Source organism: Amycolatopsis arida, from assembly GCF_900115565.1.
Classification (GTDB): Bacteria; Actinomycetota; Actinomycetes; order Mycobacteriales; family Pseudonocardiaceae; genus Yuhushiella; species Yuhushiella arida.
The window spans coordinates 227,581-252,812 of the sequence record NZ_FOWW01000005.1 but is presented as its reverse complement, the minus strand read 5'-3'; the positions used below and the strand labels follow the sequence as shown (position 1 = coordinate 252,812).

Here is a 25,232-nt window from a genome sequence, read left to right as displayed (position 1 = left end):
CTCCACCGCCATGAAGGCCACCTTCATCGCGCTGAGCGCGATGAAGGTGGCCTTCACGGCAAGCACCTCGTGGGTGACGCGAGGGTCAGTCGGTGTCGTCGGTGGCGTCGGAGCCGGACTTGGCCTTGTCGGCGGCCTTCGGGGCCCGACCGTTGCGCGAGCGGCGCGGCTGGCGCGGCGCGGGCGGCGCCGGCACCGGCTGCGGGGCCGGCCCACCGCCGAGCATCAGCTCGGCGAACGTGGCCATCGCCTCGTCCAGCTGGCCCCCGATCCGCCGCTCGGACTCCTCGTTGCTCTTCTTCACCAGCGAGGTGACCGTCTCGGTGTCCGGCCGCTGCGCGACGGTGCCCTCGACCTTGGTCAGCCCGCTCTTTACCGAGCCGTCCAGCTCGCCGATCCGCGCGGCGACGTTGCCCTCCACCGTCTCCAGCCGGCCGGCCAGGTCGTCGAGCCGGCTGGTCACCTGGTCGAGCCGCTCGCCGAGGCCGTCCAGCCGCGCCGCCGGGTCCACCATCTCACCGGTCTCCGCCACCGCGGTGCGCAGCGCGTCGGTGTGCGCGTCGAGCCGCTCCTTGGTCGCGGTGTCCAGCGTCTCCACCCGGTCGCGGAGCACGGACTCGGACAGCTCGATCCGCTCCTTCACCGGCCCGTGCACGGCCGCCGGCAGCGACTCCAGCCTGCTGTCCTGCTTGTCCAGGTGCGTACCCAGCTCGTCCAGCCTGCGGTGGATGCTCTCCAGCTTGTCCTCGAGGCCGTCCATCCGGCCCGCGACGCCCTCGAAGCGCGCGCCCACGCCGTCCAGCCGGCCGTCGAGCTGGGCGAACGGCTTCGCCAGCTTGTCGACGATGGCCTCCACGGCCCTCGCCAGGTCGGCGATGGCGTTGTCCTGCGCCTCCAGCCGGGACATCGCCTCGTCCAGCCGCTCGGCGAGCACGCCGACCTCGGTCCGGTCGGGCAGCTCGGACAGGCGCTTGCGCACCGCGCCGAGGGAGTCCACCGGCGCGAGCCTGGCGTAGATGTCGTCGAGGGCGTCGAAGATCTGCTGCTGCTCGCTCTCTCGGACCTCGGCCGCGCGCACCAGCATGTTGCGCATCCGGTCGAAGGACGGGGCTGCGAGGTGGTTGTCAGTGGTCACTGCGGTGTCCTTCATCGGCGGGGAAAAGGATGGGACGTGGGCCGCAGCTTATCTAGTCCGGAATTGCTGTGGGTATCGCCCCCGCTGGCGAACGGAATGACATGGGCACCCCCGATGGCCCAATGCGCTCCCACCACGCGAGCTGAGGGTTAAGTCGAGGCTGAGACTTGGTCGGATCCACGCAGCGGGTGGGCCGTGTAGGTGAACGACGGGGGCCGTTCGGCCGACGCCGGGCGCACCCGCCGCGGGTAGGGTTGCGGCATGCCAGGCGTCCCCACCCTCGAGGCCATCCGCCGCGTCCCCAAGGTCCTGCTGCACGATCACCTCGACGGCGGTCTGCGCCCCCGCACCGTCGTCGAGCTCGCCGCGGCCACCGGCTATGCCGGACTGCCCACCGCCGACCCCGACGAGCTGGGTCGCTGGTTCATCGCGGCGGCCAACTCCGGGTCGCTGGAGACCTACCTGGAGACGTTCGCGCACACCTGCGGGGTGATGCAGACCGAGGAGGCCCTGGTCAGGGTGGCCGCCGAGGCGGCGGAGGACCTGGCCGACGACGGCGTGGTCTACGCCGAGGTTCGTTACGCTCCGGAGCTCTTCGTGGAGCGCGGCCTGTCACTCGACACGGTGGTGGAGGCCGTGCAGCAGGGGTTCGCGGAAGGGGCCCGGCGGGCCGCCGAGCGGGGTCGGAACATTCGCGTCGTCACCCTGCTGTGCGCGATGCGGCAGCACGCCAGGGCGTTGGAGATCGCCGAGCTCGCGGTGCGTTACCGGGACGCCGGCGTCGGTGGTTTCGACATCGCCGGCCCCGAGGAGGGCTACCCGCCCACCCGCAACCTGGACGCGTTCGAGTACCTGCGCCGCAACAACGCGCACTTCACGATTCACGCCGGTGAGGCGTTCGGGCTCGCGTCGATCTGGGAGGCGATCCAGCACTGCGGCGCCGAGCGGCTCGGCCACGGCGTCCGGATCGTCGATGACGTCAAAACCGCTGGTGACGGCCATGTTCAGCTCGGCAGGCTGGCCAGCTACGTCCGCGACCGGCGAATCCCGCTGGAGATCTGCCCCTCGTCGAACGTGCAGACCGGCGCCGCCCGGTCGATCGCTGAGCACCCGATCGGGCTGCTCGCCCGGCTGCGGTTCCGGGTCACCGTGAACACCGACAACCGGCTGATGAGCGGCTGCACGGTGTCCTCCGAGTTGGCCGCACTGGTGGACGCCTTCGGCTACGGCTGGGCGGACCTGCAGTGGTTCACCATCAATGCGATGAAATCCGCCTTCCTCGATTTCGACCAACGGCTCGAACTGATCAACACGGTCATCAAGCCCGGTTACGCGGAGTTGCTCGACTAAAAGCGTTTTTCACCCGATTGAGCTAATTGCGCAGGGTGATCACCGGCGGTCTCGCGCGGCTGGTCGCCCTGTTCACCGAGGCACGTCGCCGCTCGCTCCCGCCCGCGGAGTTGTGGTTGCTTAGGTATGCGAAGTAAAATCCAACATAGTAGGAAATCTATCCCGTATGTTGGGACGTGCCATGGTGGAACGAGGCCACGTCGAGAAAGGCCGCGTCGAGAACGGCACGCTGCGGACCGCTCCGCGTCCGCCCGGTCGCCGGTGGCTGATCCTCGCGCTCGGGCTCGGCGCGCAGGCCGCCAGTTGTGTCTTCCTCTTCGGCATGCCGTTCCTCGTGCCGGCCCTGCTGGCCACCGAGGGCCTGTCGCTGGCGCAGGCGGGCGCCGTGGTCGCCGCGCCGAGCGTCGGGCTGCTGCTCACCCTGATCGCCTGGGGTGCCGTCGCCGACCGCTATGGCGAGCGGCTGGTGATGGCGCTGGGCCTGGGCGCGTCCGCGGTGCCACTGGTCGTCGCCGGGTTCGGCGGGCACTCGCCCGGCCGGCTGGTGCCCCTGCTGCTGCTCGCCGGCGCGGCGACCGCCGCGGTGAACGCCGCGAGCGGGCGCGTGGTGCTGGGCTGGTTCGGCGCGGCCGAGCGGGGCCTCGCCATGGGGATCCGGCAGACCGCGCAACCCCTCGGCGTGGGGATCGCGGCGCTGGCACTGCCCCCGCTGGCCCAGCACGCCGGCGTCGGCGCGGCGCTGCTGTTCCCGGCGGGCCTGGCGGTGGTGGCCGCGGTGCTGGTGGCGTGGCTGGTCACCGACCCACCCCGGCCGCCGGCTCCGGCTCCCGGCGCGGCGCGGCCGGTCTCGCCGTACCGGAGCCCGGCACTGTGGCGGGTGCACGGTGCGAGCGCGCTGCTCGTGGTGCCGCAGTTCGCCGTCGCGGCGTTCGCACCGGTGTACCTCGTCACCGCCCACGGGTGGACCCCGGTGGCCGCCGGCTGGTTCCTCGCCGCCGTGCAGGGCCTCGGCGCACTCGGCCGGCTCGGCGCCGGGTACTGGTCGGACCGGGTGCGCAGCCGGCTGCGCCCGATGCGGCTGCTGGCGGTGGCCAGCGCGGTGGTGATGGTCCTGGTCGCGTGGGGCGACGTCAGCGGGACGGTGTGGGTGGTCGTCGCGCTGGTGCTCGCCGCGGTGATCACGGTGAGCGACAACGGACTCGGCTTCACCGCGTCCGCCGAGCTCGCCGGCCGTGCCTGGGCCGGCCGGGCACTGGGTGCGCAGAACACCGCGCAGAACATCGCCGCGTCACTGACCCCGCCGCTGCTCGGTTTGCTGATCGGCGACACCCGCTACGCGCTGGCGTTCGCCGTCGCCGCGGTGTTCCCGCTACTGGCGATCCGCATGGTGCCGGTCCACGCCGAGCGCCTTGCCGACACCTGACGCACGAGCGAGCCCGCACCCAGACCCGCACGGCCCGATGTTGGTTCAACCAGGACGCCACCAGCGCCCGCCAGGGTGGGAACCTGGCAACGTGGGGTCTGGGGGTCGCCCCCAGAGACCTCAGTGGGTGCGGAGGCGGTCCTCGAACTGCTCGACGAGCTTGCGCCAGGCGCTCTGCTCGGCGTCGAACGGTGGGCTGGGCGCGAGCCGGTTCGGGTCGGGCCGCAGCACGAACGACACCAGCCAGCCGAGGCTCTCCGACGTCGACAGCGCGTTGGCGACCGAGTCGTCGTCGGCCCAGTCAGCGGCGTCGGTGAGCAGCTCGACGGCGAGCTCCAGCTGCGTGGGGTCGATGGCGTTCACGCCCTCGGCGATGTCCTCGTCGAGCCCGGCCAGCACGTAGGTGTTCTCCTGGTCGACCTCGACCTCCAGCTCGCCGGCGGTCGCCCTGGCCAACACCTCGTCCCAGGTCGTCACCTCGGCCAGGTCGGTGTCGGCGAGGTCCCTGCCGTCGGCCAGCCGGCGGGCCAGCGCCTTGGGAGAGGTGAACACGTCGATCCGGCCGTCCGAGCCGAGGAAGATCGGCTCGTCGTCGAGGTAGCAGCGCAGCGTGTAGTACTCCGCGCCGGTCGTGACGATCTTGATGGGGTCGATGCCCACCTCGCCCCAGAAGCCCACCGGCTCGTCGTCCTCGTCCTCGTCGGCATCGGAGTCGGTGTCGGTGTCCAGGTCGGTGTCGAGGTCGTCCTCGCCCTCGGTGTCGACGCCGGCCTCGGCCTCGGCCGACTCCTCGTGGAAGGCGGCGAGCTCCTCGGCGGTCTGCTCCAGGATGGCGGCGTCCACCTCGGGCACGGTCACCAGCGAGTCGATGGCGTCGAGGACGGTGTCCCACTTCTCCGACACCACCCGGGACAGGTCGGTCCACAGCCGCTCGCCCTCGCGGCCGGTGAACGGCAGCCTGCCCTGCTCCAGCAGGGAGAAGCCCTCGCAGCCGTCGAGCACCTCGTGCACCTCGTCGAGCTCGCACACGTCGGCGAGCGAGCGCACGATGGCGACGATCTCGGCGAGCTCGCCGATGGTCCACGAGTCGGGCTCCTCGGCGACCAGCTCGGGCACCCCGACGAGGTCGTAGGAGTGGTCGTCGTCCGGAATCAGCTCTGGCACGTTCAGCGCCGGAACCACCTGCCACGCCGGATGGTCGATCAGGTCGTGCTGCTCGGCGGTGCGCACGAACGCGGCGAGGTGCGCGGCGTCGGGGAAGGCGTACAGGTCCTCGTCGTCGCCGAGGAAGGCCTCCCACTCCTCGCCGTCCTCCCGCCACCGCGGGGCCCACAGGGTCACCAGGTCACCCTGCGGCAGCCCGAGTTCGATCGGGATGATGTCCTGTGCCATTACGACCCTCCGGAGTACCGCCTGTATGCGCGGGCAGGGGTGGTCCCGCCGGACTGCGCCTGCGGGCAGCCTACGGGTTTCCCCTCCGGGCCGCGATCACCCCCGGTGTCCGGATCGCCGGATGGCACGATTGACCCATCATGACTGCCAGCCTCGCCAGCCGAATCCCCGCCGACGCCGATCCCGACGCCCTCTTCGACGCGTTCTCCTCCTGGACCACCGAGCAGGGCGTCGAGCTGTACCCGGCCCAGGAGGAGGCGCTGATCGAGGTGGTGTCGGGGGCCAACGTCATCCTGTCCACCCCGACCGGATCGGGCAAGAGCCTGGTCGCCGTCGGCGCCCACTTCACCGCACTGGCCCAGGGCCGGCGCAGCTTCTACACGGCGCCGATCAAGGCGCTGGTGTCGGAGAAGTTCTTCGCGCTGGTGGACGTCTTCGGCGCGGACAACGTCGGGATGATGACCGGCGACTCCAGCGTCAACGCCGACGCCCCGATCATCTGCTGCACCGCGGAGATCCTCGCCAACATCGCGTTGCGCTACGGCGCCGACGCCCCGGTCGGGCAGGTGGTGGCCGACGAGTTCCACTTCTACTCCGAGCCCGATCGCGGCTGGGCGTGGCAGGTGCCGTTGCTGGAACTGCCGAGGGCCCAGTTCGTGCTGATGTCGGCGACCCTGGGCGACGTCACCTCCTTCGAGAAGGACCTCACCCGGCGCACCGGAAGGGGCACGGCGGTGGTCACCTCCGCGCAGCGCCCGGTGCCGCTGACCTTCCGCTACGCCACCACGCCCATGCACGAGACGATCGACGAGCTGCTCCACGGCGGGCAGGTGCCGGTCTACGTCGTGCACTTCGCGCAGGCGGCGGCGGCCGAGCGGGCGCAGGCGCTGATGAGCGTGAACGTGTGCAGCAAGGCGGAGAAGGCCGCGATCGCGGAGGCGATCGGCGACTTCCGGTTCTCCGCCGGGTTCGGCAAGACGCTGTCCCGGCTGGTGCGGCACGGCATCGGCGTGCACCACGCGGGCATGCTGCCGAAGTACCGCCGGCTGGTGGAGCAGCTCGCCCAGGCCGGCCTGCTCAAGGTCATCTGCGGTACGGACACCCTCGGTGTCGGCATCAACGTGCCGATCCGCACCGTGCTGTTCTCCGCGCTGACCAAGTTCGACGGGACCCGGCAGCGGCACCTGAAGGCCCGCGAGTTCCACCAGATCGCCGGGCGCGCCGGCAGGGCCGGCTTCGACAGCGACGGCTACGTGGTGGTGCAGGCGCCCGACCACGTGGTGGAGAACGCCAAGGCGCTGGAGAAGGCCGGCGACGACCCGAGGAAGCGGCGCAAGATCGTTCGGAAGAAGGCGCCCGAGGGGTTCGTCAACTGGACGGAGAGCACGTTCGAGCGGCTGGTGACCGCCGAGCCGGAGCCGCTAACGTCGAGCTTCCAGGTCAGCCATTCCATGCTGCTCAACGTGATCTCCCGGCCCGGCGACGCGTTCGTCCACATGCGACATCTGCTGGAGGACAACCACGAGCCGCGGCCGGCGCAGCGCCGGCACATCCGCAGGGCGATCGCCATCTACCGGGCGCTGCTGGCGGCCGGGGTGGTGGAGCGGCTGCCCGAGTCCGACGAGCAGGGCCGCACCGTACGGCTCACCGTCGACCTGCAGTTCGACTTCGCGCTCAACCAGCCGCTGTCGCCGTTCGCGCTCGCCGCGATCGAGCTGCTGGACCGCGAGTCACCGAGCTACCCGCTCGACGTCGTCTCCGTCGTCGAGGCCACTGTGGACGATCCGCGGCCGGTGCTGGCGCAGCAGGAGTTCAAGGCCCGCGGTGAGGCCGTGGCCGAGTTGAAGGCGCAGGGCCTCGACTACGACGACCGGATGGCGCTGCTGGAGGACGTCAGCTACCCGAAGCCGCTCGAGGAGCCGCTGCGCGCCGCGTACGAGACCTACCGGCGCGGTCACCCCTGGGTCGCCGACTACGAGCTGTCCCCGAAGTCCGTGGTGCGCGACATGTACGAGCGCGCGATGAACTTCGTCGAGTACGTCAACTTCTACCAGCTCGCCCGGTCCGAGGGGCTGGTGCTGCGCTACCTGGCCAACACCTACGACGCGCTGCGGCACACCGTGCCCGACGAGGCGAAGACCGAGCCCCTGCGCGACCTCATCGAGTGGCTGGGCGAGCTGGTCCGCCAGGTCGACTCCAGCCTGCTCGACGAGTGGGAGGCGTTGCGGCACCCGGACACCGCGGGACCGCCCGACCGGGCGGCGCTGCCCGAGGGCCCGCCGCCGGTCACCGCCAACGAGCGGGCGTTCCGGGTGCTGGTGCGCAACGAGCTCTTCCGCAGGGTGGAGTTGGCCGCCCGCCGCGATCACACCACGCTCGGCGAGCTCGACGCGGGGTCCGGGTGGGACGCCGAGGCCTGGGCGGACGCGCTGGACGACTACTTCGCCGAGCACGACGAGATCGGCACCGGCGCCGACGCCAGGGGACCGGCGCTGCTGCTGATCGAGCGGGAGCCGGACGTGTGGCGGGTGCGGCAGATCTTCGACGACCCCGCCGGTGACCACGACTGGGGCATCAGCGCCGAGATCGACCTGGCCGCCTCCGACGAGGCCGGGCACGCCGTCGTCCGCATCGTCGACGTCGACCAGCTCTAGCGGTGCGCGCGGCATGGGCGAGGCGCGCGCACCGCTGGAGCGGTCGGACGGTGCGCGCTAGCCGGCGCCGGCGATGACGAAGATCAGCGCCGCGATGCCGAAGCCCATCAGGCCGATGGTGGTCTGCATGACGGTCCACGTCTTGAGGGTGGTCTTGACGTCCATCCCCATGAACCGGCCGACCAGCCAGAAGCCGGAGTCGTTGACGTGGCTCGCGGTGACCGAGCCGGCGGCCAGCGCCAGCACGATCGCCGCCAGCTCGACCCCGTTGTACGTGCCGGCCAGCACCACCGGCTGGATCAGCCCGGCCGCCGTGGTGAGCGCGACCGTGGCCGAGCCCTGCGCGATCCGCAGCGCGGTGGCGATGACGTAGGCGGCCACGATGGTCGGCATGCCGATGTCGGAGAAGGTGTCGGCCAGCGCGTCGCCGATGCCGCTGGCCCGCAGCACCCCGCCGAACATCCCGCCGGCGCCGGTGATCAGGATGATCGCGCACACCGGGCCGAGCGCGGAGTCGAGCAGCTTCTCCACGGTGTCCTTGCCCCGCCCGCGCCGGGTTCCGAGCACAAAGGACGCGACCAGCACGGTCGCCAGCAGCGCCACCGGGGTGGAGCCGAGCGCGCGGGCCACCGCGTACCAGCCGGCGTCGCCGTCCACCCAGCCGGCCGCGCGGGCGGCGTCGAGCCCGGTGTTGGCGAAGATCAGCACCAGCGGCAGCAGCAGCAACGCGACCACGGTGGACGTGCGCGGCGGGTGCTCGTCGTGCTCGGCCTGCTTGCCACCGGAGAGGATGTCCGGCACCGGCAGCACGATCCGCCGGCCCACCCAGAGGCCGTAGAGGTAGCTGGTGACGTACCAGGTGGGGATGGCCACCACCAGCGCCAGCGCGACCACCAGGCCCACGTCCGCGCCGAGCAGCTCGGTGGCCGCCACCGGGCCGGGGTGCGGCGGGACGAAGATGTGCATCACCGAGAACGCGCCCGCGGTGGGCAGGCCGTAGCGCAGCACGCCGCCGCCGAGCCGGCGAGCGATGGTGAACACGATCGGCAGCATCACCACGAGACCGGCGTCGAAGAAGATCGGGAAGCCGAAGATCAGCGACGCGACGCCGAGCGCGAACGGCGCCCGCCGGTCGCCGAAGCGGCGGACCAGCGTGTCGGCGAGCGCCTGCGCGCCGCCGGTGACCTCGACCAGCCGGCCGAGCATGGCACCGAGCCCGACCAGCAGCGCCACACTGGCGAGCGTGCGGCCGAAGCCCGTGGTCAGCGTGTCGATCACATCGCCGGCGGGGATGCCGGTGGCGAACGCGGTGAGCAGGCTGACCAGCACCAGCGCCAGGAAGGCGTGCACGCGCAGCCAGATGATCAGCACCAGCAGCACGCCGATCGCGGCGGCGGCGATGCCCAGTAGTGGTCCGGTGCCCAGGGTCTGCACCCACTCGTCGGTCTGGTTCATGCCTCAGCTCCGTTGCTCGGTGACAGGGACGCGCCGTCAGTGGGCACCGGGGTGGCGGAGGGCGGCTCCGACGGGGTCCCCCATCAGGCCAGCCCGAGCCGGGTGAGCGCGGAGTCGACGACCGCCTCCGGCGAGGCGGCGGCGTCCACCACCACGCCGTCCTCGTCCCGGCCGAGTGGTTCCAGGTCGGCGAACTGCGAGCGCAGCAGCGACGGCGGCATGAAGTGGCCGGACCGGCCCGCCAGCCGCTCCCGCACCACCTCCTGGGTGCCGTCGAGGTGCACGAACCGCACCCGGGCGTCCGCCTCCCGCAGCAGGTCCCGATAGAACCGCTTCAGGGCCGAGCAGGTGAGCACGGTGCTGTCGCCGGCCGCCGCCCGCGTGCTGATCCAGTTCCGGATGGCGGCCAGCCACGGCACCCGGTCGGCGTCGGTCAGCGGCACACCGGAGGTCATCTTCTCGATGTTCGCGGCGGGGTGGAACTCGTCGGCCTCCGCCATCGGCCAGCCGAGCCGGTCGGCCAGCATGGCGGCGACGGTGGTCTTGCCGATCCCGGACACGCCCATGACCACGAGGGCGGTGGCGGGAGCGGGGTCGGGCATCTCGTCTCCTGGGTGTTCTCGTGGTTCTCGGTGCCCCCGCCCGCGTGCTCGGCGGCGGGACGGCGGCGGAAAGGTATCACCATTAAGACGTGCTGGGAAGCCCTGGTGTCGGGTCTAGGCTCGAGGTGGGCTGGGCCGAGGCAGGGAGGGACATGAGCGTCGAAGCGCTCCACAGCACGGTCCTGGACACGATCGGGCTGCGCATCGCGGACGAGTCGTTGCCGGCCGGGTACGTGTTCACGTTGGACGGTATCCAGGAACGGTTCGGCGTCTCGCGGACCGTCGCCAGGGAGACGATGCGGGTGCTGGAGTCCATGGGACTGGTTACCTCGCGTCGCCGGGTGGGAATCATCGTGCAGCCGAGGTCGACCTGGAACGTCTTCGACCCGCGGGTGATCTGGTGGCGGCTGGCCGGCTCGGGCCGCGACGCGCAGCTGCGCTCGCTGACCGAGCTGCGGATCGCGGTCGAGCCGCTCACGGCCGGTGCCGCGGCCCGCGGGGCCACGCCCGAGGAGCGGGAGCGGATCGTCGTGCTCGCCGACCGGATGCGCGAGCGCGGGGAGGCCGGCGACCTCACCCGGTTCCTGGACCTGGACATCGAGTACCACACCCTGCTGCTGCGGGCCAGCGGCAACGAGATGTTCGCCGCGCTGACCGACGTGGTGGCCGCGGTGCTGCGCGGGCGGACCCAGCTCGGGCTGATGCCGCGCAGCCCGGTGCCGGAGGCGCTGGACCTGCACGACACGGTGGCCCGCGCGGTGGCCGAGGGGAACATCGAGCTCGCCGAGGACGCGATGCGCCGGCTGCTGGCCGAGGTGCGCGCCGCGGTGGTGCCCCACGGCTGTTGACCCGGCCGGTGGCCGCGCCCGACGCGGGGGAGCGGTCAACCGCCCATCGGGTGCCAGACCGTCTTGACCTCCAGGTACCGGCGCAGCCGGGCCACGTCCGGCCGCCGGGTCCAGTCCGGCTCCTCGTCCGGCACCCGCAGCACCCGCTTGACCGTGCCGGCCGCCGCGCGGGCGAGCTCGGCGCGGTCGGCCGGGTCGGCGCCGGTCGGGTCCAGCGCGTTGACGTCGCCGTGCGCGGCCAGCCACGGCCCCAGCTCGGCGGCCCGCCCGGTGAGCAGGTTGACCACACCGGCCGGCACGTCGGAGGTGGCGAGCACCTCGGACAGGGTGATCGCCGGCAGCGGCCGCTCCGCGCTGCTCACCACCACCGCGGTGCACCCGGTGGCCAGCACCGGCGCGAGCACGCTCACCAGGCCCAGCAGTGACGACCGCCGCGGCGCGAGCACGCCGACCACGCCGGTCGGCTCGGGCACGCTGAACGAGAAGTAGGGCCCGGCCACCGGGTTGGCTGCGCCGAGCACGGTGGCGATCTTGTCGGTCCAGCCGGCGTACCACACCCACCGGTCGATCGCGGTGTCCACCGTCGCCTGCGCGGCGCGCGCCGGCAGCCCCTCGCTCGCGGCCACCTCGGCGACGAACTGCTCCCGGCGGCCCTCCATCAGCTCGGCCACCCGGTACAGCACCTGGCCCCGGTTGTACGCCGTGGCGCCCGACCACCCGGGAAACGCCGTGCGCGCGGCGACCACGGCGTCGCGCAGGTCCTTGCGCGACGCGTGCGCGGCGTTGGCGAGGAACTCCCCGCCGGCGCCGGTGACCGGGTAGGACCGGCCGGACTCCGAGCGCGGGAACTTCCCGCCGATGAACAGCTTGTAGGTCTTGGCGACCGCGACCCGCGCGGGTGCCTTCCGCTCTGTCGCCTTCCGGTCAGGCATCGAGGTAGGCCTCCAGTCCGGCTCGGCCACCCTCACGGCCGAAGCCCGATTCCCGGTACCCGCCGAACGGCGCGGCCGGGTCGAAGCGGTTGAAGGTGTTGGCCCACACCACCCCGGCGCGCAGTCGGTCGGCCATCCACAGGATCCGGGAGCCCTTCTCGGTCCAGATCCCGGCGGAGAGGCCGTACGGCGTGTTGTTCGCCCTGGCCACGGCCTCGTCCGGGGTGCGGAAGGTGAGCACCGACAGCACCGGGCCGAAGATCTCCTCGCGGGCGATCCGCATCGACTGGTGCACGTCGGAGAACACCGTGGGGGCGAAGAAGAAGCCGCGCTCGGGCAGCGCGCACGGGCTGGTCCACCGCCGGGCGCCCTCGCTGTCGCCGGACTCGACCAGCTCGCGGATCCTGGTGAGCTGCTCGCGCGAGTTGATCGCGCCGACGTCGGTGTTCTTGTCCAGCGGGTCGCCCAGCCGCAGCGTCGACACCCGGTAGCGCAGCTTCGCCAGCAGCTCCTCGGCCACCGACTCCTGCACCAACAGCCGCGATCCGGCGCAGCAGACGTGGCCCTGGTTGAAGAAGATGCCGTTGACGATGCCCTCGACGGCCTGGTCGAGCGGCGCGTCGTCGAACACGACGTTGGCCGCCTTGCCGCCCAGCTCCAGGGTCAGCCGCTTGGGCGTGCCGGCCACCGCCCGCTGGATGATCTTGCCGACCTCGGTGGAGCCGGTGAACGCGACCTTGTCGACCCCGGGGTGCTCGACCACCGCGGCGCCGATGTCGCCGGCGCCCGGCAGGATGTTCACCACGCCCGGCGGCAGCTCGGCCTGCTGGCAGATCTCGCCGAACACCAGCGCGGTGAGCGGCGTGGTCTCGGCCGGCTTGAGCACCACGGTGTTGCCGGTCGCCAGCGCGGGCGCGATCTTCCAGGCCAGCATCAGCAGCGGGAAGTTCCACGGGATGACCTGGCCGGCCACGCCCAGCGGGCGCGGGTCGGGGCCGAGCCCGGCGTACTCCAGCTTGTCCGCCCAGCCCGCGTGGTAGAAGAAGTGCGCGGCGGCGGTGGGGATGTCGGCGTCGCGCGACTCCTTGATCGGCTTGCCGTTGTCGAGCGTCTCCAGCACGGCCAGCTCGCGCGCGCGTTCCTGGATCAGTCGGGCGATCCGGAACAGGTACTTGGCCCGCTCGGTGCCCGACATCGGGCCCCACACCTCGTCGTGGGCCCGCCGGGCCGCCCGCACCGCGATGTCCACATCGGACATCGATGCGGTGCTCACCTCGGCGAGCACCTCCTCGGTCGCCGGGTTGATCGACTTCAACGGCTCGCCGGAACCCTCGACGAACTCGCCGTCGACGAAGGGCCGGTAGCCGGGCTTGAGGTTGGCGATGTCCCGCGACTCCGGGGCAGGGGCGTACTCCCACACGGGTGGGTTGGGCACGGTCATGTCAGTCCAGGGTGACGTAGTCGGGGCCGCTGTAGTGGCCGTCGAGCTGGGTGCGCCGCTGTAGCAGCAGGTCGTTGAGCAGGCTGGAGGCGCCGAACCGGAACAGTGCCGGGGTCAGCCACTCGGGGCCGGCGACCTCGTGCACGGCGACCAGGTAGCGGATGGCGTCCTTGGTGGTGCGGATGCCGCCGGCCGGCTTGACGCCGCGCCGCTCGCCGGTCGCGGTGTACCAGTCGCGCACGGCCTGCAGCATCACGTGGGTCACCGGCAGCGTCGCGGCGGGCGAGACCTTGCCGGTGGACGTCTTGACGAAGTCCCCGCCGGCCAGCAGCGCCAGCCACGACGCCCTGCGCACGTTGTCGTAGGTGGCCAGCTCGCCGGTCTCCAGGATGACCTTCAGGTGCGCCGACCCGCAGGCCGCCTTCACCGCCTGGATCTCCTCGAACACCTGCCCGTAGCGACCCTCGAGGAACGCGCCCCGGTCGATCACCATGTCGACCTCGGTGGCGCCGGCGGACACGGCCAGCTCGACGTCGGCCAGCTTCACCTGGCGGCTGGAGCGGCCGGACGGGAACGCCGTGGCGACGCTGGCCACCCCGATCTCGGTGCCGGCCAGTGCCTCGACGGCCGTGCCGGCCAGGTCGGGGTACACGCAGACGGCCGCGACCCGCGGGGTGTCCGGGTGCTCCGGGTCGGGGCGCTTGGCCTTCGCCGCCAGCGCGCGGACCTTGCCGTGCGTGTCGGCACCCTCGAGGGTGGTCAGGTCGACCATCCCGATCGCGGTGTCGATCGCCCAGCGCTTGGCCGCCTTCTTGATGCTGCGGGTGGCCAGGCTCGCCGCCCGCTGCTCGACGCCGACCTGGTCGACGCCCGGCAGCCCGTGCAGGAAGCGGCGCAGGCTCGCGTCGTCGCGGGTGGCGTCGACGAGGCCAGGCACCGCGGTAGGTGTCGCCATGGCGACGAGGGTACCGCGCGGGACGGCGGCGGCCCTGGCCTCACGTCGCCGGCGGCAGCCCCCGGCGCTCCGGGGCCGGCTTGCGGATCACCGTGACCGCGCCCCAGAACGCCAGCCCGTTGACCTTCACCACCGGGGCGTCCGGGCCCGGCTGGCGCAGCTGCTTGCCCCTCGCCTTGTCCCGGCTCTCGAACGCGCCCATGAACCCGACGCCGTTGACCTCGACGATGATGTCGTCGGGGACCACGATGTCGACGCCGCCCATGATCGCCACCGCGGTGATGGTGCTGGTGCGCTCGGCGAACCGGGCGTGGCGCAGGTCGATCTCCACGCCGCCCCAGAACGCGAAGCTGGTGTGCTGCGGCGGGACCACCCAAACGCCCTTGCGGTCGGCGCCGGACATGACCGCGATGGAGGTGGTCGAGCCGGGCGTGCCGCCGACCCGGGAGTCGGGAGCGGCCGGCTGCCGGCTCGGGGTGGGCTGGACGGCCAGGCCGGGGACGCCGGCGTCGGGCAGGTCGGCGGTGACCGGCTCGAGTTCGCCGAGCGTCTTGGCCGAGTACACCGCGTCCAGCCGTTCCTCCAACTCGGCGAGGGTGATCCGGCCCTCGCCCATGGCCTGGTGCAGAATCCTGGCGACGTGCTCCCGGTCGGCGTCGGAGGCACGCAGCTGCTTGCGGTCGGGCAGGTCGGTCACGGCTGGAAGCCTAGTGCCGCGGCGGCCGGCCGTGGGGCGGAAGCGCCGGGCCCGTGGCCCTGCCCGTTACTGTGTCCGGCCATGGACGTGCACGTGGTTGATCATCCGCTGGCCAAGGCCAGGCTGTCCACCATGCGCGATGCCCGCACCGACAGTGCGGCGTTCCGCGCGGCCCTGCACGAGCTGACCGTGATGCTGATGTACGAGGCGACGCGGCAGCTGGAGGTGCGGGTCGAGCGGATCCACACGCCGGTGGCCCGCACCGACGGCTACCGGCTGGCCAACTCGCCGCTGCTGGTACCGGTGCTGCGGGCCGGGCTCGGCATGGCCGACCAGGCGCACAAGCTCATCCCGGAGGCGCGGATGGGGTTCGTCGGGCTGGCCAGGGACGAGCGGACCCTGCGGCCGACGCCGTACATGGAGTCGCTGCCGGAGGACCTCGCCGGGTGGCCGGTGCTGGTGCTCGACCCGATGCTGGCCACCGGCGGCTCGATGGAGTTCACCATCCGGCTGCTCACCGAGCGCGGCGCCACCGACGTGACCGCGATCTGCGCGCTGGCCGCGCCGGAGGGGCTCGCCCACCTGGAGCGGTCCGGGCTGCCGGTGCGGGTGGTCACCGCGAGCGTCGACGAGCGGCTCAACGACTCCGGCTTCATCGTCCCCGGTCTCGGCGACGCCGGCGACCGGCAGTACGGCGCCGTCTAGCGCGGCTGGCTCGGCCGCTCGACGGTCACCGGGTCCGGCGCGGTCCGCCAGCTGGCCAGGAGCCGCAGCGCGGTCTCGGTCGGGGTCCCCGCCGCGGCCGTGTGGGCGACGAGCACCTGGTCGGGCTCGTCCGGCGGCCGCAGCGACTCGTAGTCCAGCACGAGCTCGCCGACCAGCGGGTGGTGCGGCACCTTGCGCCCGCTGGTCTTGTCGGTGACGTTGTGGTCGGCCCACCATCGGCGGAAGTCCTCGCTCCTGACCGACAGCTCACCCACCAGCGCGGCCAGTTCCGGATCCTCGGGGCATGACCGGACCTAGCCGTCGCGATCGTGGTCCGACCGGTGGCCGCGTTCCCCCGTGGACGGAACCGCCCGCCGCTCCGCCGCCCGCGCCGCGGCGTGGAAGACGGCCAGCAGGACGGTGACGACCAGGCCGAACCCGGCGAACAGCACCACCGCGGCGACGCCGTTCATCGGGATCTCCCGGCCGTCGGCGCAGCGCACCGAGATCGCGGCGCGGAAGCTCAGCTCCGCGGGGCCCGCGCAGGAGGCTCGCACCTCGGCGAAGCCGATCAGCCCGGCCAGCAGCACCGCGGTCTGCGCGGCCAGCGTCCAGACGACCAGCAGCCACACCGACGCCCGCACCGCGCCGATCCCGCCCCGCCGGTTCATCGCCGGACGTTGAAACCGTCGAAGAACTCGTCGTCGTCCGGGGGGCGCCGCCGCTCGGGGCGGGGCGCGGCCGGCGGCGGGCCCGGTGGCGGCGGCGTGGCCGGCGTCGGTGGTTCCGCGGGGCGGGCCGCGGAAGGGTCGGGTGCCGGCGGCGCGGGTGGGCGCTGCGCCACGGCCGCCGCGTCCCTCAGCTCCCTGGCGAGCTCGGCGACGTCGAAGTCGAGGAAGGTGGCGGCCTCACGGGCGGACTCGTAGGCGCTGTTGATCTCCTCGGTGAGCCACTGCTCGTCGCCCTCCCGGACCGTGTTGGGCGCGATGTGCACGCGCTTCTGCCGGCCCAGCAGGTCCACCCACACGGTGACCGCACCGCTGCGCGACGTTCCCCTGAACTCGCTGAACAGCGCCTGCCGCGGATTCTCCTTGATCTTGTGCAGCCGGGCCTTGAGCGCCTCGACCTGCTCCGGACTCGTCACGTGCCACTCCGCTCGTCACAGCTTGGTCTGGTTGGCCGAGGTCATCGTCTCGGTGGCCTCCTCGCCGGCGGCCTCCAGCGCGTCGATCTTGGCCTGCTCCTGGCTGTGCAGGGTCCACCAGATCGACGCCGCGCCGACGAGGATGCTCAGCACCCCGATCACCAGCCCGACGACGGCGCCGATCCCGGTCCAGCCGGCGGCGATCTCGACGACCAGCGCGACGATGACGCCGATGATCGACAGGATGAGGCCGATGATCGCCAGGATGTCGCCGAAGCTGCGGCCGAACACCTGGTCCCACGCGTCCGCGAGGGAGACCAGTGCGTCGCCGACGTCGGCGGACGGTCGGCGCATGTCGTTGATCCCGGCCTTGATCTTGTCGACCCGGGTGGCGTAGGCGTTGCTCGCGTCGCCGGTCCATGCCGCGGTCTGTCGGTTGGCCCGGTCGAGGTCCTCGACGCACTGGTCGAAGTGCTTGCTGATCAGCCCCTCGCCGTCCTCGCCCCCGGTGCCCCACACCTCCTTGCCGACCTTCCGGAGCTGGTCGCTGTCGATGTCGCGAACCAGCCGGAGGGTGTTCTCCACCGACGGCAGCGACTGGCCGCGCTCGCGGAGGAAGTCGTCGATCTTCCGGGCGTCGGCCAGCACGCCCTCGTCGATCAGGTCCTTCAGTGCCATGGGAGACCCCCGGTCGTCAGTTGGGCTGGTGCCGGCGCAGCCAGGCCGTGACCTGGTCCTCGGTGATCTGGTACTCCGAGCCCGCCCTGGCCACGCCGTCGGCGGTGGTGGTGATGGTGACGTGTGCCCTGGCGATGAAGTTGTTCATCGCGTCCACCACGCTTGGGTACTTCCGGTCGACGAACTCGGTGAGCTTCAGGACGATCTCCTCGACCGTCTCCTCGACCTGCTCGTACCGGCTGACGTCCTGCGTGGTCAGGAATCCCTCGAGGGACGCCCGCTGCGGGAAGTCCGTCATGTTCAACGCGTCGCTGGCCTCGTTGAGCGTCTTCTTGAGCTGGTCGAGCTCCTCGGGCTCGACGCCGTAGCCCCCACCGGGACTGCCCATCTCCGTCCTCCGCTTGTCGTGCTCGCCGGCCGCTCGTTCGGCTCTCCGTGCCCGGTCGGACGGTCCGCCCTCGGCGCCGGTTCCCGCACGGTGCCACATGGGAGGCGGCCGGTCAGTCCCCCGAACGGCGCAGCCAGCCGGTGGCGGTGGCGCGCAGCGCGGCGGCGAACGCCTCCGGGTCCCGCAGCGCGGCCGGCAGGGTCCCGCCGAGCTCCAGCGACACCAGCCCGTGCACCGTCGCCCAGCAGCCGCCGGCGATGACCTCCGGCTCGGTGTCCGCCAGCACGCCCGCCGCGACGCCGGCGCGCACGGTCTCCAGCAGCGGGTCCAACGTCGACCGGGCCAGTGCCGCGGCCTCCTCGTTGGGCTCGAAGCCCGGCACCGCCTTGGTGAACATCACCGCGTAGAGATGCGGGTCGGCCAGCGCGCTCGCCCGGTAGGCGAGGCCGAGCCGCACCAGGTCGGCCACCGGCTCGCCGGTGCGCTCCACCGCGCGCAGCCGCATGGCGAACCGGCGGAACCCCTCGACGTACAGCGCGTTCACCAGCTCCGGCTTGCTGCCGAACAGCGAGTACACCGCCGTGGTCGAGGTCCCGGCGTCGGCGGCGAGCCGGCGCAGGCTCAGCGCCTTGGCGCCCTCCGCGGACAGCAGCTCGCCGGCGCGGTCCAGCAACCGCAGCCGCAGCGCCTCGTCGTGCGTCCTCGGTCGCGGCATGGACGCACGGTAACGCGGGTTTGACCTGGAGCGCGCTCCAGGTCGTACTGTCGCCGCCATGAGCTACTCGATCGCCGAGGCCGCGCGGCGCAGCGGGCTGTCCATCGACACGCTGCGCTACTACGAGCGGATCAGGCTGCTGGAGCCGCCGGCGCGGGACGCCGCCGGCCGGAGGGCGTACTCGGACGGCGACCTCGCCTGGCTGTCGTTCCTGACCAAGCTGCGCACCACGGGAATGCCGATCCGGCGGATGCGCGAGTACGCGTCGCTGCGGGCGCAGGGCGCGGCGAGCGCCGGCCGGCGCAAGGCCATCCTCGTCGAGCAGCGCCAGGCGGTGACCGAGCGGATCGCCGAGCTTCAGTCCTGTTTGGACGTCCTGGACTACAAGATCACCAACTACGAGCGGATCGAGCGCGGGATGGTCGACATCGCCGCCCCGCGGGAGCGGGGGGTACCGGCATGAGGACACGGACACTGGGCGGGCTGACCGTCGGCGCGCAGGGCCTCGGCTGCATGGGCATGAGCGAGTTCTACGGAACGCCCGACGACACCGAGTCGATCGCCACCGTCCACCGGGCGCTCGACCTCGGCGTCACCCTGCTGGACACCGCCGACATGTACGGCATGGGCCGCAACGAGGAGCTGGTCGGGCGGGCGATCGCCGACCGCAGGGACCGGGTGGTGCTGGCCACGAAGTTCGGCGTCGTGCGCGACCCGGACGACTCCTCGGCGCGCGGGGTGCGCGGCGACGCCGGCTACGTGCGGCAGGCCGTCGAGCGGTCGCTGCGTCGGCTCGGCACCGACCACATCGACCTCTACTACCAGCACCGGGTGGACCCGACCGTGCCGATCGAGGAGACCGTCGGTGCCATGGCCGAGTTGGTGCGGGAGGGCAAGGTGCGCCACCTCGGCCTGTCCGAGGCGGGCGCGGGGACCATCCGCAGGGCGCACGCCGTGCACCCGATCAGCGCCGTGCAGACCGAGTGGAGCCTGTGGTCGCGCGACCTCGAGCCGGAGGTGGTGCCGGCCTGCCGGGAGCTGGGCATCGGCATCGTGCCGTACTCGCCGCTCGGCCGCGGCGTGCTCACCGGCCGGTTCGGCTCCACCGCCGACTTCGCGCCGGACGACTTCCGTCGGAACGGGCAGCCCCGCTTCGCCGGCGGCAACCTGGAGCGCAACCTGGCGATGGTCGAGGCGCTGCGGGCGCTGGCCGCCGAGCGGGGCGTGACCGCGGGGCAGCTCGCGCTGGCGTGGGTGCAGCACCGCGGCGAGGACGTGGTGCCGATCCCGGGCACCAAGCGGCGCCGGTACCTGGAGGAGAACGTGGCGGCGGCCGAGCTGGAGCTCACCCCGGACGAGCTGGCCGCGATCGAGGCGGCGGTGCCGGCCCACGCGGTGGCCGGCGAGCGCTACCCCGCCGACGCCATGCGCCTCCTCGGCCGCTGACCGCGCCACGCCGAGTAGAACCTCCCCGCTGGCCACCATGGCCCCGGCGGGCCCCGCTGACAACGGCGAAGCCGCGCGGTGGGGGAGCAGTGAACAAGCACAGTGACGCGCAGCATCCCCGTTTGGGTGGTGGGGGAGACGCGCGGCGTGCCACCAAGGGGGCCTCGGTGGCACGTCGCGCGCCGGCTAGCGGTGCCGGTCGGTGTCCCAGGACCAGGTCTGGGCGCCGTACGGGTGCTCGACCCTGCTGTCGACGTGCAGGCCGTGCGGGCAGCGGTGCAGCCCGGAGAACCCGGCCGTGGCGCAGGCCGCGGCGAGTGTGTCCGGGGGGACGCCGGGGGCGACCACGTCCGCGGCGATGCCGTAGCGGTGCTGGCTGTTCGCCGGCCCGCCGAGCGCGGCGGAGTGCGGTCGCGAGTGGAACCCGCGGACGATCCGCACCGGGCGGTCGCCGACCTTGCGGCGCACCGCCTCCAGCCGGTGCATCAGCCGCCGGACGTTCTCGACGACGTCGCCCGTCCCGACGGCGCCGCCGGAGAAGCCGGCGCCGTCGGGCGAGGTGAACTCGGCGAACGCGAAGTGCGCGGTCGACCCGTCCTCGGCGGTCAGCGCGGCGAGCGCGGTCAGCGTGCGCGTCCCGACGACGCCGTCGGCGGGGAGGCCGGCGGCGCGCTGGAACCGCCGCACCGCGGCCTCCGTCACCGTGCCGAACTCGCCGTCCACCGCGACGAACGCGCGGCTCGGCGCGTCGGCCGCCCACCCGGCCACCCGGATCTGCAACTCGTGGACGTCGCCGCCGCGGTGACCGGGACGCAGGGCGCGGGTCCAGACGTCGGCGCGGGTGGCGCCGGCGACCCACCCGAGCCCCGCCGCGACGGGAGCCAGCGCCGCCACCCGCAACACCGCGCGGCGGCGGTGCCGCGGGTGGTCGTGCCCGGTTCCGGGCAGGTTCGACTGAGGTGGTGCCGGCATCCGTGCCCCCAGCGGCCGTGTCGGTGCATGTTCGACTGGATACTTCCCGGGTTGGTTGGTTCCCCACAACCGACGTCCGGAGGATGTTCCCCGGCTCGGTCCCTCAGTCCATGAGGCCGGCGGCGACGGTGGCGCCGAGCTCCCAGCAGGCCGACAGGTCCTCCTTGCCCGGCTCGCCGGTGATCGTGACCGCCGCGGCGGCCTGCTCCCACCCCAGCCCGGTGGTGATCCGCTCGATGGCCCGGACGGTGCCGGAGACGTCGCTGTTGCCGTGCACGAAGAAGCCGAACGGCCGGCCGCGGGTGGAGTCCAGGCACGGGTAGTAGACCTGGTCGAAGAAGTGCTTGAGCGCGCCGGACATGTAGCCGAGGTTCGCAGGAGTGCCGAGCAGGTAACCGTCGGCGGCGAGCACGTCCGGCGCGGTCGCGGCCAGCGCCGCGTGGCGGACGACGTCGACGCCCTCGATCTCCGGGTCGGTCGCCCCCGAGACGACCGCCTCGAACATGGCCTGCATCGACGGTGACGGCGTGTGGTGCACGATCAACAAGGTGGACACGCCTCCGGAGCCTGCCGCGCCACCGCCGCGCGGGCAACCGGGTCAGGCCCCCAGCAACGCCCGGACCTCGGCCGTGAGGTCGGCCAGCCGTCGCTCGGCCGCCGCCGTGGCCGCCGCGAGCCCCGCCGGGTCGGCCACCGGCTCGGTCACCTCGAGGTAGGCCTTGAGCTTCGGTTCGGTGCCGGAAGGGCGGACCACCACGCGCAGCCCCTCGCCCCGCATCCGCAGCACGTCGGCGTCCGGGAGCAGGTCGTCGACCTCGGTCCCCGCGCCGCCGAGCGTGGCCGGCGGCCGGGAACGCAGCGCGGTCATCAGCTCACCGATCCGGTCGAGTCGGTCCACCCGCAGCGCGACCTGCCCGGTGCGGTGCACCCCGTGCCGCACGGCGAGGTCGTCCAGCGCGTCGAGCAGCGTGCGGCCCCGCTCCCGCAGCGTGGCGGCCAGGTCGGCGGCCAGCACGGCGGCGCCGATGCCGTCCTTGTCCCGGACGAACTCCGGGTTCACGCACAGCCCGATGGCCTCCTCGTAGGCGAACACCAGGCCCTCGCCGGCCCGCGCCAGCCACTTGAAGCCGGTGAGCGTCTCCGCGTAGCGCGCGCCGTGCGCCGCGGCGATGTCGGCCAGCAGCGACGACGACACGATGGTGGTCGCCACCAGCGGGTCGGGGGCGCCGGTGGTGCTCAGGACGTGCTCGCCGAGCAGCACCCCGGTCTCGTCGCCGCCGAGCATCCGCCAGCGGCCGTCTCGGTCGCGGACCCCCAGCGCGCAGCGGTCCGCGTCGGGGTCCAGCGCGACGGCGAGGTCGGCGTCCTCGGCCTCGGCCAGCGCGAGCAGCAGGTCGGTCGCGCCCGGCTCCTCCGGATTGGGGAAGGCCACCGTCGGGAAGTCCGGGTCGGGGTCGGCCTGCTCGGCCACCAGCCGCGGCGGGTCGAACCCGGCGGTGGTGAGCGCCCTGGTCAGCGGCTCCGCGCCGACGCCGTGCAGCGCGGTGGCCACCACGCGCAGGGCCCTGGCCGTGCCACGGGGCAGGGTCGCCACGGTCGCGAGGTAGGCCGCGACCAGCTCGTCGCCGAGCTCGGCCACGCCCGGTGCCCGCGGCACGCTCACCGCGGCCGGTGCGGCCTCGATGGCCGCCTCGATCTCCGTGTCGGCCGGCGGCACGATCTGCGCGCCGGTCGAGTCGTACAGCTTGTAGCCGTTGTCCGCCGGCGGGTTGTGCGAGGCGGTGATCTGGATGCCGGCCACCGCGCCGAGGTGGCGGACGGCGAAGGCCAGCACGGGGGTCGGCTGTGGGCCGGGCAGCGTCCGCACGGCGAACCCGGCCGCGGTGAGCACCTCGGCGGCCGCGGCGGCGAACGCGGCCGAGCCGTGCCGGGCGTCCCGGCCCACCACCACGGTGCCGCCGGCGTGGCCGTGCCGGCGCAGCCACTCGGCGACCCCGGCGGTGGTCCGGACCACGACCGCCACGTTCATCCCGTTCGGTCCGGCCCGCACCGGCCCGCGCAGCCCCGCGGTGCCGAACCGCAGCGGTCCGGCCATCCGGTCGCCCAGGTCCGGAACGGCCGCGGGGTCGCCGCCCATCGCGGCGGCCAGCACGCTCTGGAGCTCGGCCCTGCTCTCCGGGTCGACGTCGTCGGCGATCCAGCGGAACGTGGCGTCGCGCAGGGCGGGGGTCAGTCGGGGCTCGCGCACGGCCGCCAGGGTAGCCGGGTGGTTGTTGTCACCGGGCCACGACGGCGACCCGTCGTCTTGTCACACCGATGACAAGGGATCCCGTTCCGTTCCCGGTTCGTTGCCGCCCGGATCACCCGCGCTGTACACAGATGACAATTGCCCTGCGTATTCCCCGGTACGGTCGAGGTGGCGCCGGCGTGGTCAGCGACGACTCGGTTTTCCGCGCACCCAGTGACGCGGCCTTGCGGGACGCCTACGAGGAACTGACCAGGACACTGAAGCGCATTTCCGCGGGCGCGGCGGCCGGGGGCGCGGGCGGTCTCGAGACGAGACTGCTGCTCGCCCGGCTGCCGACGAAGCTGGCGCCCATTCTGCGGACCGAATGCGGCAGGGTGGCCAGGGAGATCCTGCACGATATCCAGCGCAACATCCCCGAGTACGCGCGGCCGATCGAGGGCGCGTTCGGCAAAGCCATCGTCGCCGGGGTGGAGCGGGGCATCCTGGAGTTCGTCGAGCGGCTGGCGGACCCGGCGGCCCGACGCCGGCACGGCAGCGCGGAGCTGTTCCGCAAGCTCGGCGAGTACGAGGTCGCCGAGGGGCGGGACATCCACGTGCTGCAGTCGGCCTACCGGATCGGGGTGCGCGCCGGCTGGCAGCGGCTCAGCGAGTTCGGCCAGAAGATGAAGCTGCCGCTGCCCACCATGTGCCTGCTCGCCGACGCGCTGTTCGCCTACACCGACGAGCTGTCCACGCTGTCCGTGCAGGGCTACACGGCCGCGCGGGCGCGGGCGGCCGGGGCGCTGGAGCGGCGCCGCAAGCGTCTGCTCGAGCTGGTGCTCGCCGACCCACCGGTGGCCGCGCGGGCGATCGCCGACCAGGCCACCGCGGCCGGCTGGCCGTTGCCGGAGCGGATCGCGGTGGTGGTGCTGGCCCGCGCCGACGACGACGGCGCACCCCCGGCCGAGCCTGTCACCGAGCTCGACCCGGACGTCCTGGTCGACCTGGAGAGCCAGGCGCCGTGTCTCGTGGTGCCGGTCCACGGGGAGACGGTGCGTGACCTGGCCGCCGGGTTGGCCGGGTGGCGGGCCGCGGTGGGCCCGCCGGTGCCACTGTCCCGGGCGCGTGGCTCGCTGCGCTGGGCACGGCGGCTGCTGGCACTGGCCCGCCGCGGCGTGCTGGCGGACGCGCCCGTGCTGTCCTGTGTGGACCATCTCACCACGCTCACCCTGCTGGACGACCCAGCACTGGCCGAGCAGCTGGTCGAGGTGGTGCTCGCGCCGCTGCTGGGAGTGCCGGAGCGGTCCCGGGAGCGGATGGCCGAGACGCTGTCGGCCTGGTTGGAGACCCGGGGCGGGGCGCCCGAGGTCGCCGAGCGGCTGCGGATCCACCCGCAGACCGTGCGGTACCGGATGCGGCGGATCGGTGAGCTGTTCGGCGACCGGCTCACCGACGCCGACGAGCGGTTCGCCCTGATGGTCGCGCTGCGTGGGCGGCGGCTGCTCGCCCTCGGCGAGCCGGGATGACCAGACCGGTCGGTGCCTCGGTCCGCGTTGGTGGGCAACCCCTCCGATGACCCGCCGTGCTCGCGGCGGGAACGAGAACCGGGGCCGATTTGTGACCTGGACAACAGTTGCGCGAGAGGTTGCGCTCTGTTTCCGCGCAAGCACCCGATCGGGGTATTGTCCGCGCCCGTCAAGTTCGAGACGGTAGATACCTACCGGCGGGTAGGTACCGTTGCCGCAATTCCCGATATTGCCGTCGCGGGTCGTATTGCGTTACCGGTCACCGCCCGCTCCACCGGAACGGTTCGTGCACCCGCGTCAACCGTTTTCGATTGTCGTCGCGTGTCGCGTGTCGCGTCGGTGCCGGTGGCCCCGGGCGCCGACCGCCGGCGCGCGGTGAACTGGGAGGTCGCGATGAGTCGGATTCCGGACCGGACGGTCCCGCTGCGCCTGCTGCCGGAGGTCACCGACGTGCCGATCGTGCCCACCGGCTCCACCCCGGCCACCCCCGTCAAGCGCCCCCCGCGCGACTAGCGCATGTGTCCGCGGTCCCCGCACGGGTGTCCGC

Annotated in this window: 25 protein-coding genes and 1 pseudogene; 9 read left to right on the top strand and 17 right to left on the bottom strand. The window is 72.9% G+C overall.

What is annotated here, in order from left to right:
* Window positions 1-85: 85 nt before the first annotated feature.
* Window positions 86-1,135 carry a PA containing protein gene (locus BM051_RS16895; protein ID WP_092531109.1) on the bottom strand — a complete coding sequence of 350 codons (1,050 nt, stop codon included), beginning with the start codon at window positions 1,133-1,135 and terminating at the stop codon, window positions 86-88.
* Window positions 1,136-1,396: 261 nt separating this feature from the next.
* Between BM051_RS16895 and BM051_RS16890 the strand changes: the two genes are divergently transcribed.
* Together BM051_RS16890 and BM051_RS16885 are read left to right on the top strand one after the other, a co-directional pair.
* Entirely contained in the window at window positions 1,397-2,485 is a 1,089-nt protein-coding gene (locus BM051_RS16890) for an adenosine deaminase (protein ID WP_092531108.1), read from the top strand.
* 181 nt (window positions 2,486-2,666) lie between these two features.
* The gene (locus tag BM051_RS16885; protein ID WP_092531107.1) at window positions 2,667-3,908 is read left to right on the top strand and encodes an MFS transporter; all 1,242 of its coding nucleotides are present in this window, start codon (window positions 2,667-2,669) and stop codon (window positions 3,906-3,908) included.
* A 120-nt stretch (window positions 3,909-4,028) separates the two neighbouring features.
* Here the strand turns inward: BM051_RS16885 and BM051_RS16880 are convergent, their stop codons facing one another.
* On the bottom strand, window positions 4,029-5,300 hold the full coding sequence (locus tag BM051_RS16880; RefSeq protein ID WP_092531106.1) for a primosomal protein: 1,272 nt from the start codon (window positions 5,298-5,300) through the stop codon (window positions 4,029-4,031).
* A 140-nt stretch (window positions 5,301-5,440) separates the two neighbouring features.
* On the opposite strand from BM051_RS16880, the gene BM051_RS16875 reads away from it, so the two are divergent.
* Window positions 5,441-7,954 carry a DEAD/DEAH box helicase gene (locus BM051_RS16875; RefSeq protein ID WP_092531105.1) on the top strand — a complete coding sequence of 838 codons (2,514 nt, stop codon included), beginning with the start codon at window positions 5,441-5,443 and terminating at the stop codon, window positions 7,952-7,954.
* Between the two features lie 57 nt (window positions 7,955-8,011).
* On the opposite strand, the gene BM051_RS16870 is transcribed toward BM051_RS16875, so the two are convergent.
* Both BM051_RS16870 and BM051_RS16865 read right to left on the bottom strand, forming a co-directional pair.
* Window positions 8,012-9,409 carry a GntP family permease gene (locus BM051_RS16870; protein WP_092531104.1) on the bottom strand — a complete coding sequence of 466 codons (1,398 nt, stop codon included), beginning with the start codon at window positions 9,407-9,409 and terminating at the stop codon, window positions 8,012-8,014.
* Window positions 9,410-9,492: 83 nt separating this feature from the next.
* Entirely contained in the window at window positions 9,493-10,011 is a 519-nt protein-coding gene (locus tag BM051_RS16865) for a gluconokinase (protein WP_092531103.1), read from the bottom strand.
* A 152-nt stretch (window positions 10,012-10,163) separates the two neighbouring features.
* Between BM051_RS16865 and BM051_RS16860 the strand changes: the two genes are divergently transcribed.
* Window positions 10,164-10,859 (top strand): FadR/GntR family transcriptional regulator, encoded by a 696-nt coding sequence (locus tag BM051_RS16860; protein ID WP_092531102.1) that lies wholly within the window; start codon window positions 10,164-10,166, stop codon window positions 10,857-10,859.
* A 35-nt stretch (window positions 10,860-10,894) separates the two neighbouring features.
* Here the strand turns inward: BM051_RS16860 and BM051_RS16855 are convergent, their stop codons facing one another.
* Genes BM051_RS16855 through BM051_RS16840 form a run of 4 tightly spaced genes read right to left on the bottom strand, consistent with a single transcriptional unit; the run spans window position 10,895 to window position 14,884 of the window.
* Entirely contained in the window at window positions 10,895-11,791 is an 897-nt protein-coding gene (locus BM051_RS16855; RefSeq protein WP_092531101.1) for an aldehyde dehydrogenase family protein, read from the bottom strand.
* Window positions 11,784-13,232, bottom strand: coding sequence for an aldehyde dehydrogenase family protein (locus BM051_RS16850; protein ID WP_092531100.1), 1,449 nt, complete (start codon window positions 13,230-13,232; stop codon window positions 11,784-11,786). The genes BM051_RS16855 and BM051_RS16850 overlap by 8 nt, the downstream gene beginning before the upstream one ends.
* 1 nt (window position 13,233) lies before the next feature.
* Window positions 13,234-14,187: a deoxyribose-phosphate aldolase gene (gene deoC, locus BM051_RS16845; RefSeq protein ID WP_092531099.1), complete on the bottom strand. Its 954-nt coding sequence runs from the start codon at window positions 14,185-14,187 to the stop codon at window positions 13,234-13,236.
* A 40-nt stretch (window positions 14,188-14,227) separates the two neighbouring features.
* Complete coding sequence (locus BM051_RS16840; RefSeq protein WP_092531098.1) at window positions 14,228-14,884, bottom strand: DUF1707 SHOCT-like domain-containing protein; 657 nt, start codon at window positions 14,882-14,884, stop codon at window positions 14,228-14,230.
* 81 nt (window positions 14,885-14,965) lie between these two features.
* Here BM051_RS16840 and upp point away from each other — a divergent pair, with 81 nt between their 5' ends.
* A complete protein-coding gene (upp, locus tag BM051_RS16835; RefSeq protein WP_092531097.1) occupies window positions 14,966-15,589 on the top strand; it encodes a uracil phosphoribosyltransferase in 624 nt (207 codons plus the stop codon).
* On the opposite strand, the pseudogene BM051_RS16830 reads toward upp, so the two are convergent.
* The 6 genes and pseudogenes from BM051_RS16830 to BM051_RS16805 all read right to left on the bottom strand — a co-directional run.
* Window positions 15,586-15,882 (bottom strand): annotated as a pseudogene (locus BM051_RS16830) (MmyB family transcriptional regulator); the annotation flags it as partial. The gene upp and the pseudogene BM051_RS16830 sit on opposite strands and share 4 nt — an antisense overlap.
* Before the next feature lie 21 nt (window positions 15,883-15,903).
* Window positions 15,904-16,260: a hypothetical protein gene (locus BM051_RS16825; protein ID WP_092531095.1), complete on the bottom strand. Its 357-nt coding sequence runs from the start codon at window positions 16,258-16,260 to the stop codon at window positions 15,904-15,906.
* The gene (locus tag BM051_RS16820) at window positions 16,257-16,733 is read right to left on the bottom strand and encodes a YbaB/EbfC family nucleoid-associated protein (protein WP_092531094.1); all 477 of its coding nucleotides are present in this window, start codon (window positions 16,731-16,733) and stop codon (window positions 16,257-16,259) included. The genes BM051_RS16825 and BM051_RS16820 overlap by 4 nt, the downstream gene beginning before the upstream one ends.
* A gap of 15 nt (window positions 16,734-16,748) precedes the next feature.
* Window positions 16,749-17,411: a hypothetical protein gene (locus BM051_RS16815; RefSeq protein ID WP_092531093.1), complete on the bottom strand. Its 663-nt coding sequence runs from the start codon at window positions 17,409-17,411 to the stop codon at window positions 16,749-16,751.
* A 16-nt stretch (window positions 17,412-17,427) separates the two neighbouring features.
* Entirely contained in the window at window positions 17,428-17,799 is a 372-nt protein-coding gene (locus tag BM051_RS16810; RefSeq protein ID WP_092531092.1) for a hypothetical protein, read from the bottom strand.
* A gap of 112 nt (window positions 17,800-17,911) precedes the next feature.
* The gene (locus BM051_RS16805) at window positions 17,912-18,514 is read right to left on the bottom strand and encodes a TetR/AcrR family transcriptional regulator (protein WP_092531091.1); all 603 of its coding nucleotides are present in this window, start codon (window positions 18,512-18,514) and stop codon (window positions 17,912-17,914) included.
* Between the two features lie 58 nt (window positions 18,515-18,572).
* Between BM051_RS16805 and BM051_RS16800 the strand changes: the two genes are divergently transcribed.
* Window positions 18,573-18,977: a MerR family transcriptional regulator gene (locus BM051_RS16800; protein ID WP_092531090.1), complete on the top strand. Its 405-nt coding sequence runs from the start codon at window positions 18,573-18,575 to the stop codon at window positions 18,975-18,977.
* Window positions 18,974-19,960, top strand: a complete 987-nt coding sequence (locus tag BM051_RS16795; RefSeq protein ID WP_092531089.1) for an aldo/keto reductase — start codon at window positions 18,974-18,976, stop codon at window positions 19,958-19,960. The genes BM051_RS16800 and BM051_RS16795 overlap by 4 nt, the downstream gene beginning before the upstream one ends.
* Before the next feature lie 186 nt (window positions 19,961-20,146).
* Here BM051_RS16795 and BM051_RS16790 read toward each other — a convergent pair whose 3' ends face one another.
* From BM051_RS16790 to BM051_RS16780, 3 genes are all read right to left on the bottom strand, one after another.
* A complete protein-coding gene (locus tag BM051_RS16790; RefSeq protein WP_092531088.1) occupies window positions 20,147-20,932 on the bottom strand; it encodes a peptidoglycan-binding protein in 786 nt (261 codons plus the stop codon).
* A 103-nt stretch (window positions 20,933-21,035) separates the two neighbouring features.
* Window positions 21,036-21,488 carry a flavodoxin family protein gene (locus tag BM051_RS16785; RefSeq protein ID WP_092531087.1) on the bottom strand — a complete coding sequence of 151 codons (453 nt, stop codon included), beginning with the start codon at window positions 21,486-21,488 and terminating at the stop codon, window positions 21,036-21,038.
* A 42-nt stretch (window positions 21,489-21,530) separates the two neighbouring features.
* Entirely contained in the window at window positions 21,531-23,180 is a 1,650-nt protein-coding gene (locus tag BM051_RS16780; protein ID WP_243859582.1) for a phospho-sugar mutase, read from the bottom strand.
* Window positions 23,181-23,359: 179 nt separating this feature from the next.
* On the opposite strand from BM051_RS16780, the gene BM051_RS30355 reads away from it, so the two are divergent.
* A complete protein-coding gene (locus BM051_RS30355) occupies window positions 23,360-24,685 on the top strand; it encodes a helix-turn-helix domain-containing protein (protein WP_279587054.1) in 1,326 nt (441 codons plus the stop codon).
* A 321-nt stretch (window positions 24,686-25,006) separates the two neighbouring features.
* Window positions 25,007-25,198: a hypothetical protein gene (locus BM051_RS16770; protein WP_092531086.1), complete on the top strand. Its 192-nt coding sequence runs from the start codon at window positions 25,007-25,009 to the stop codon at window positions 25,196-25,198.
* Window positions 25,199-25,232: the final 34 nt, after the last annotated feature.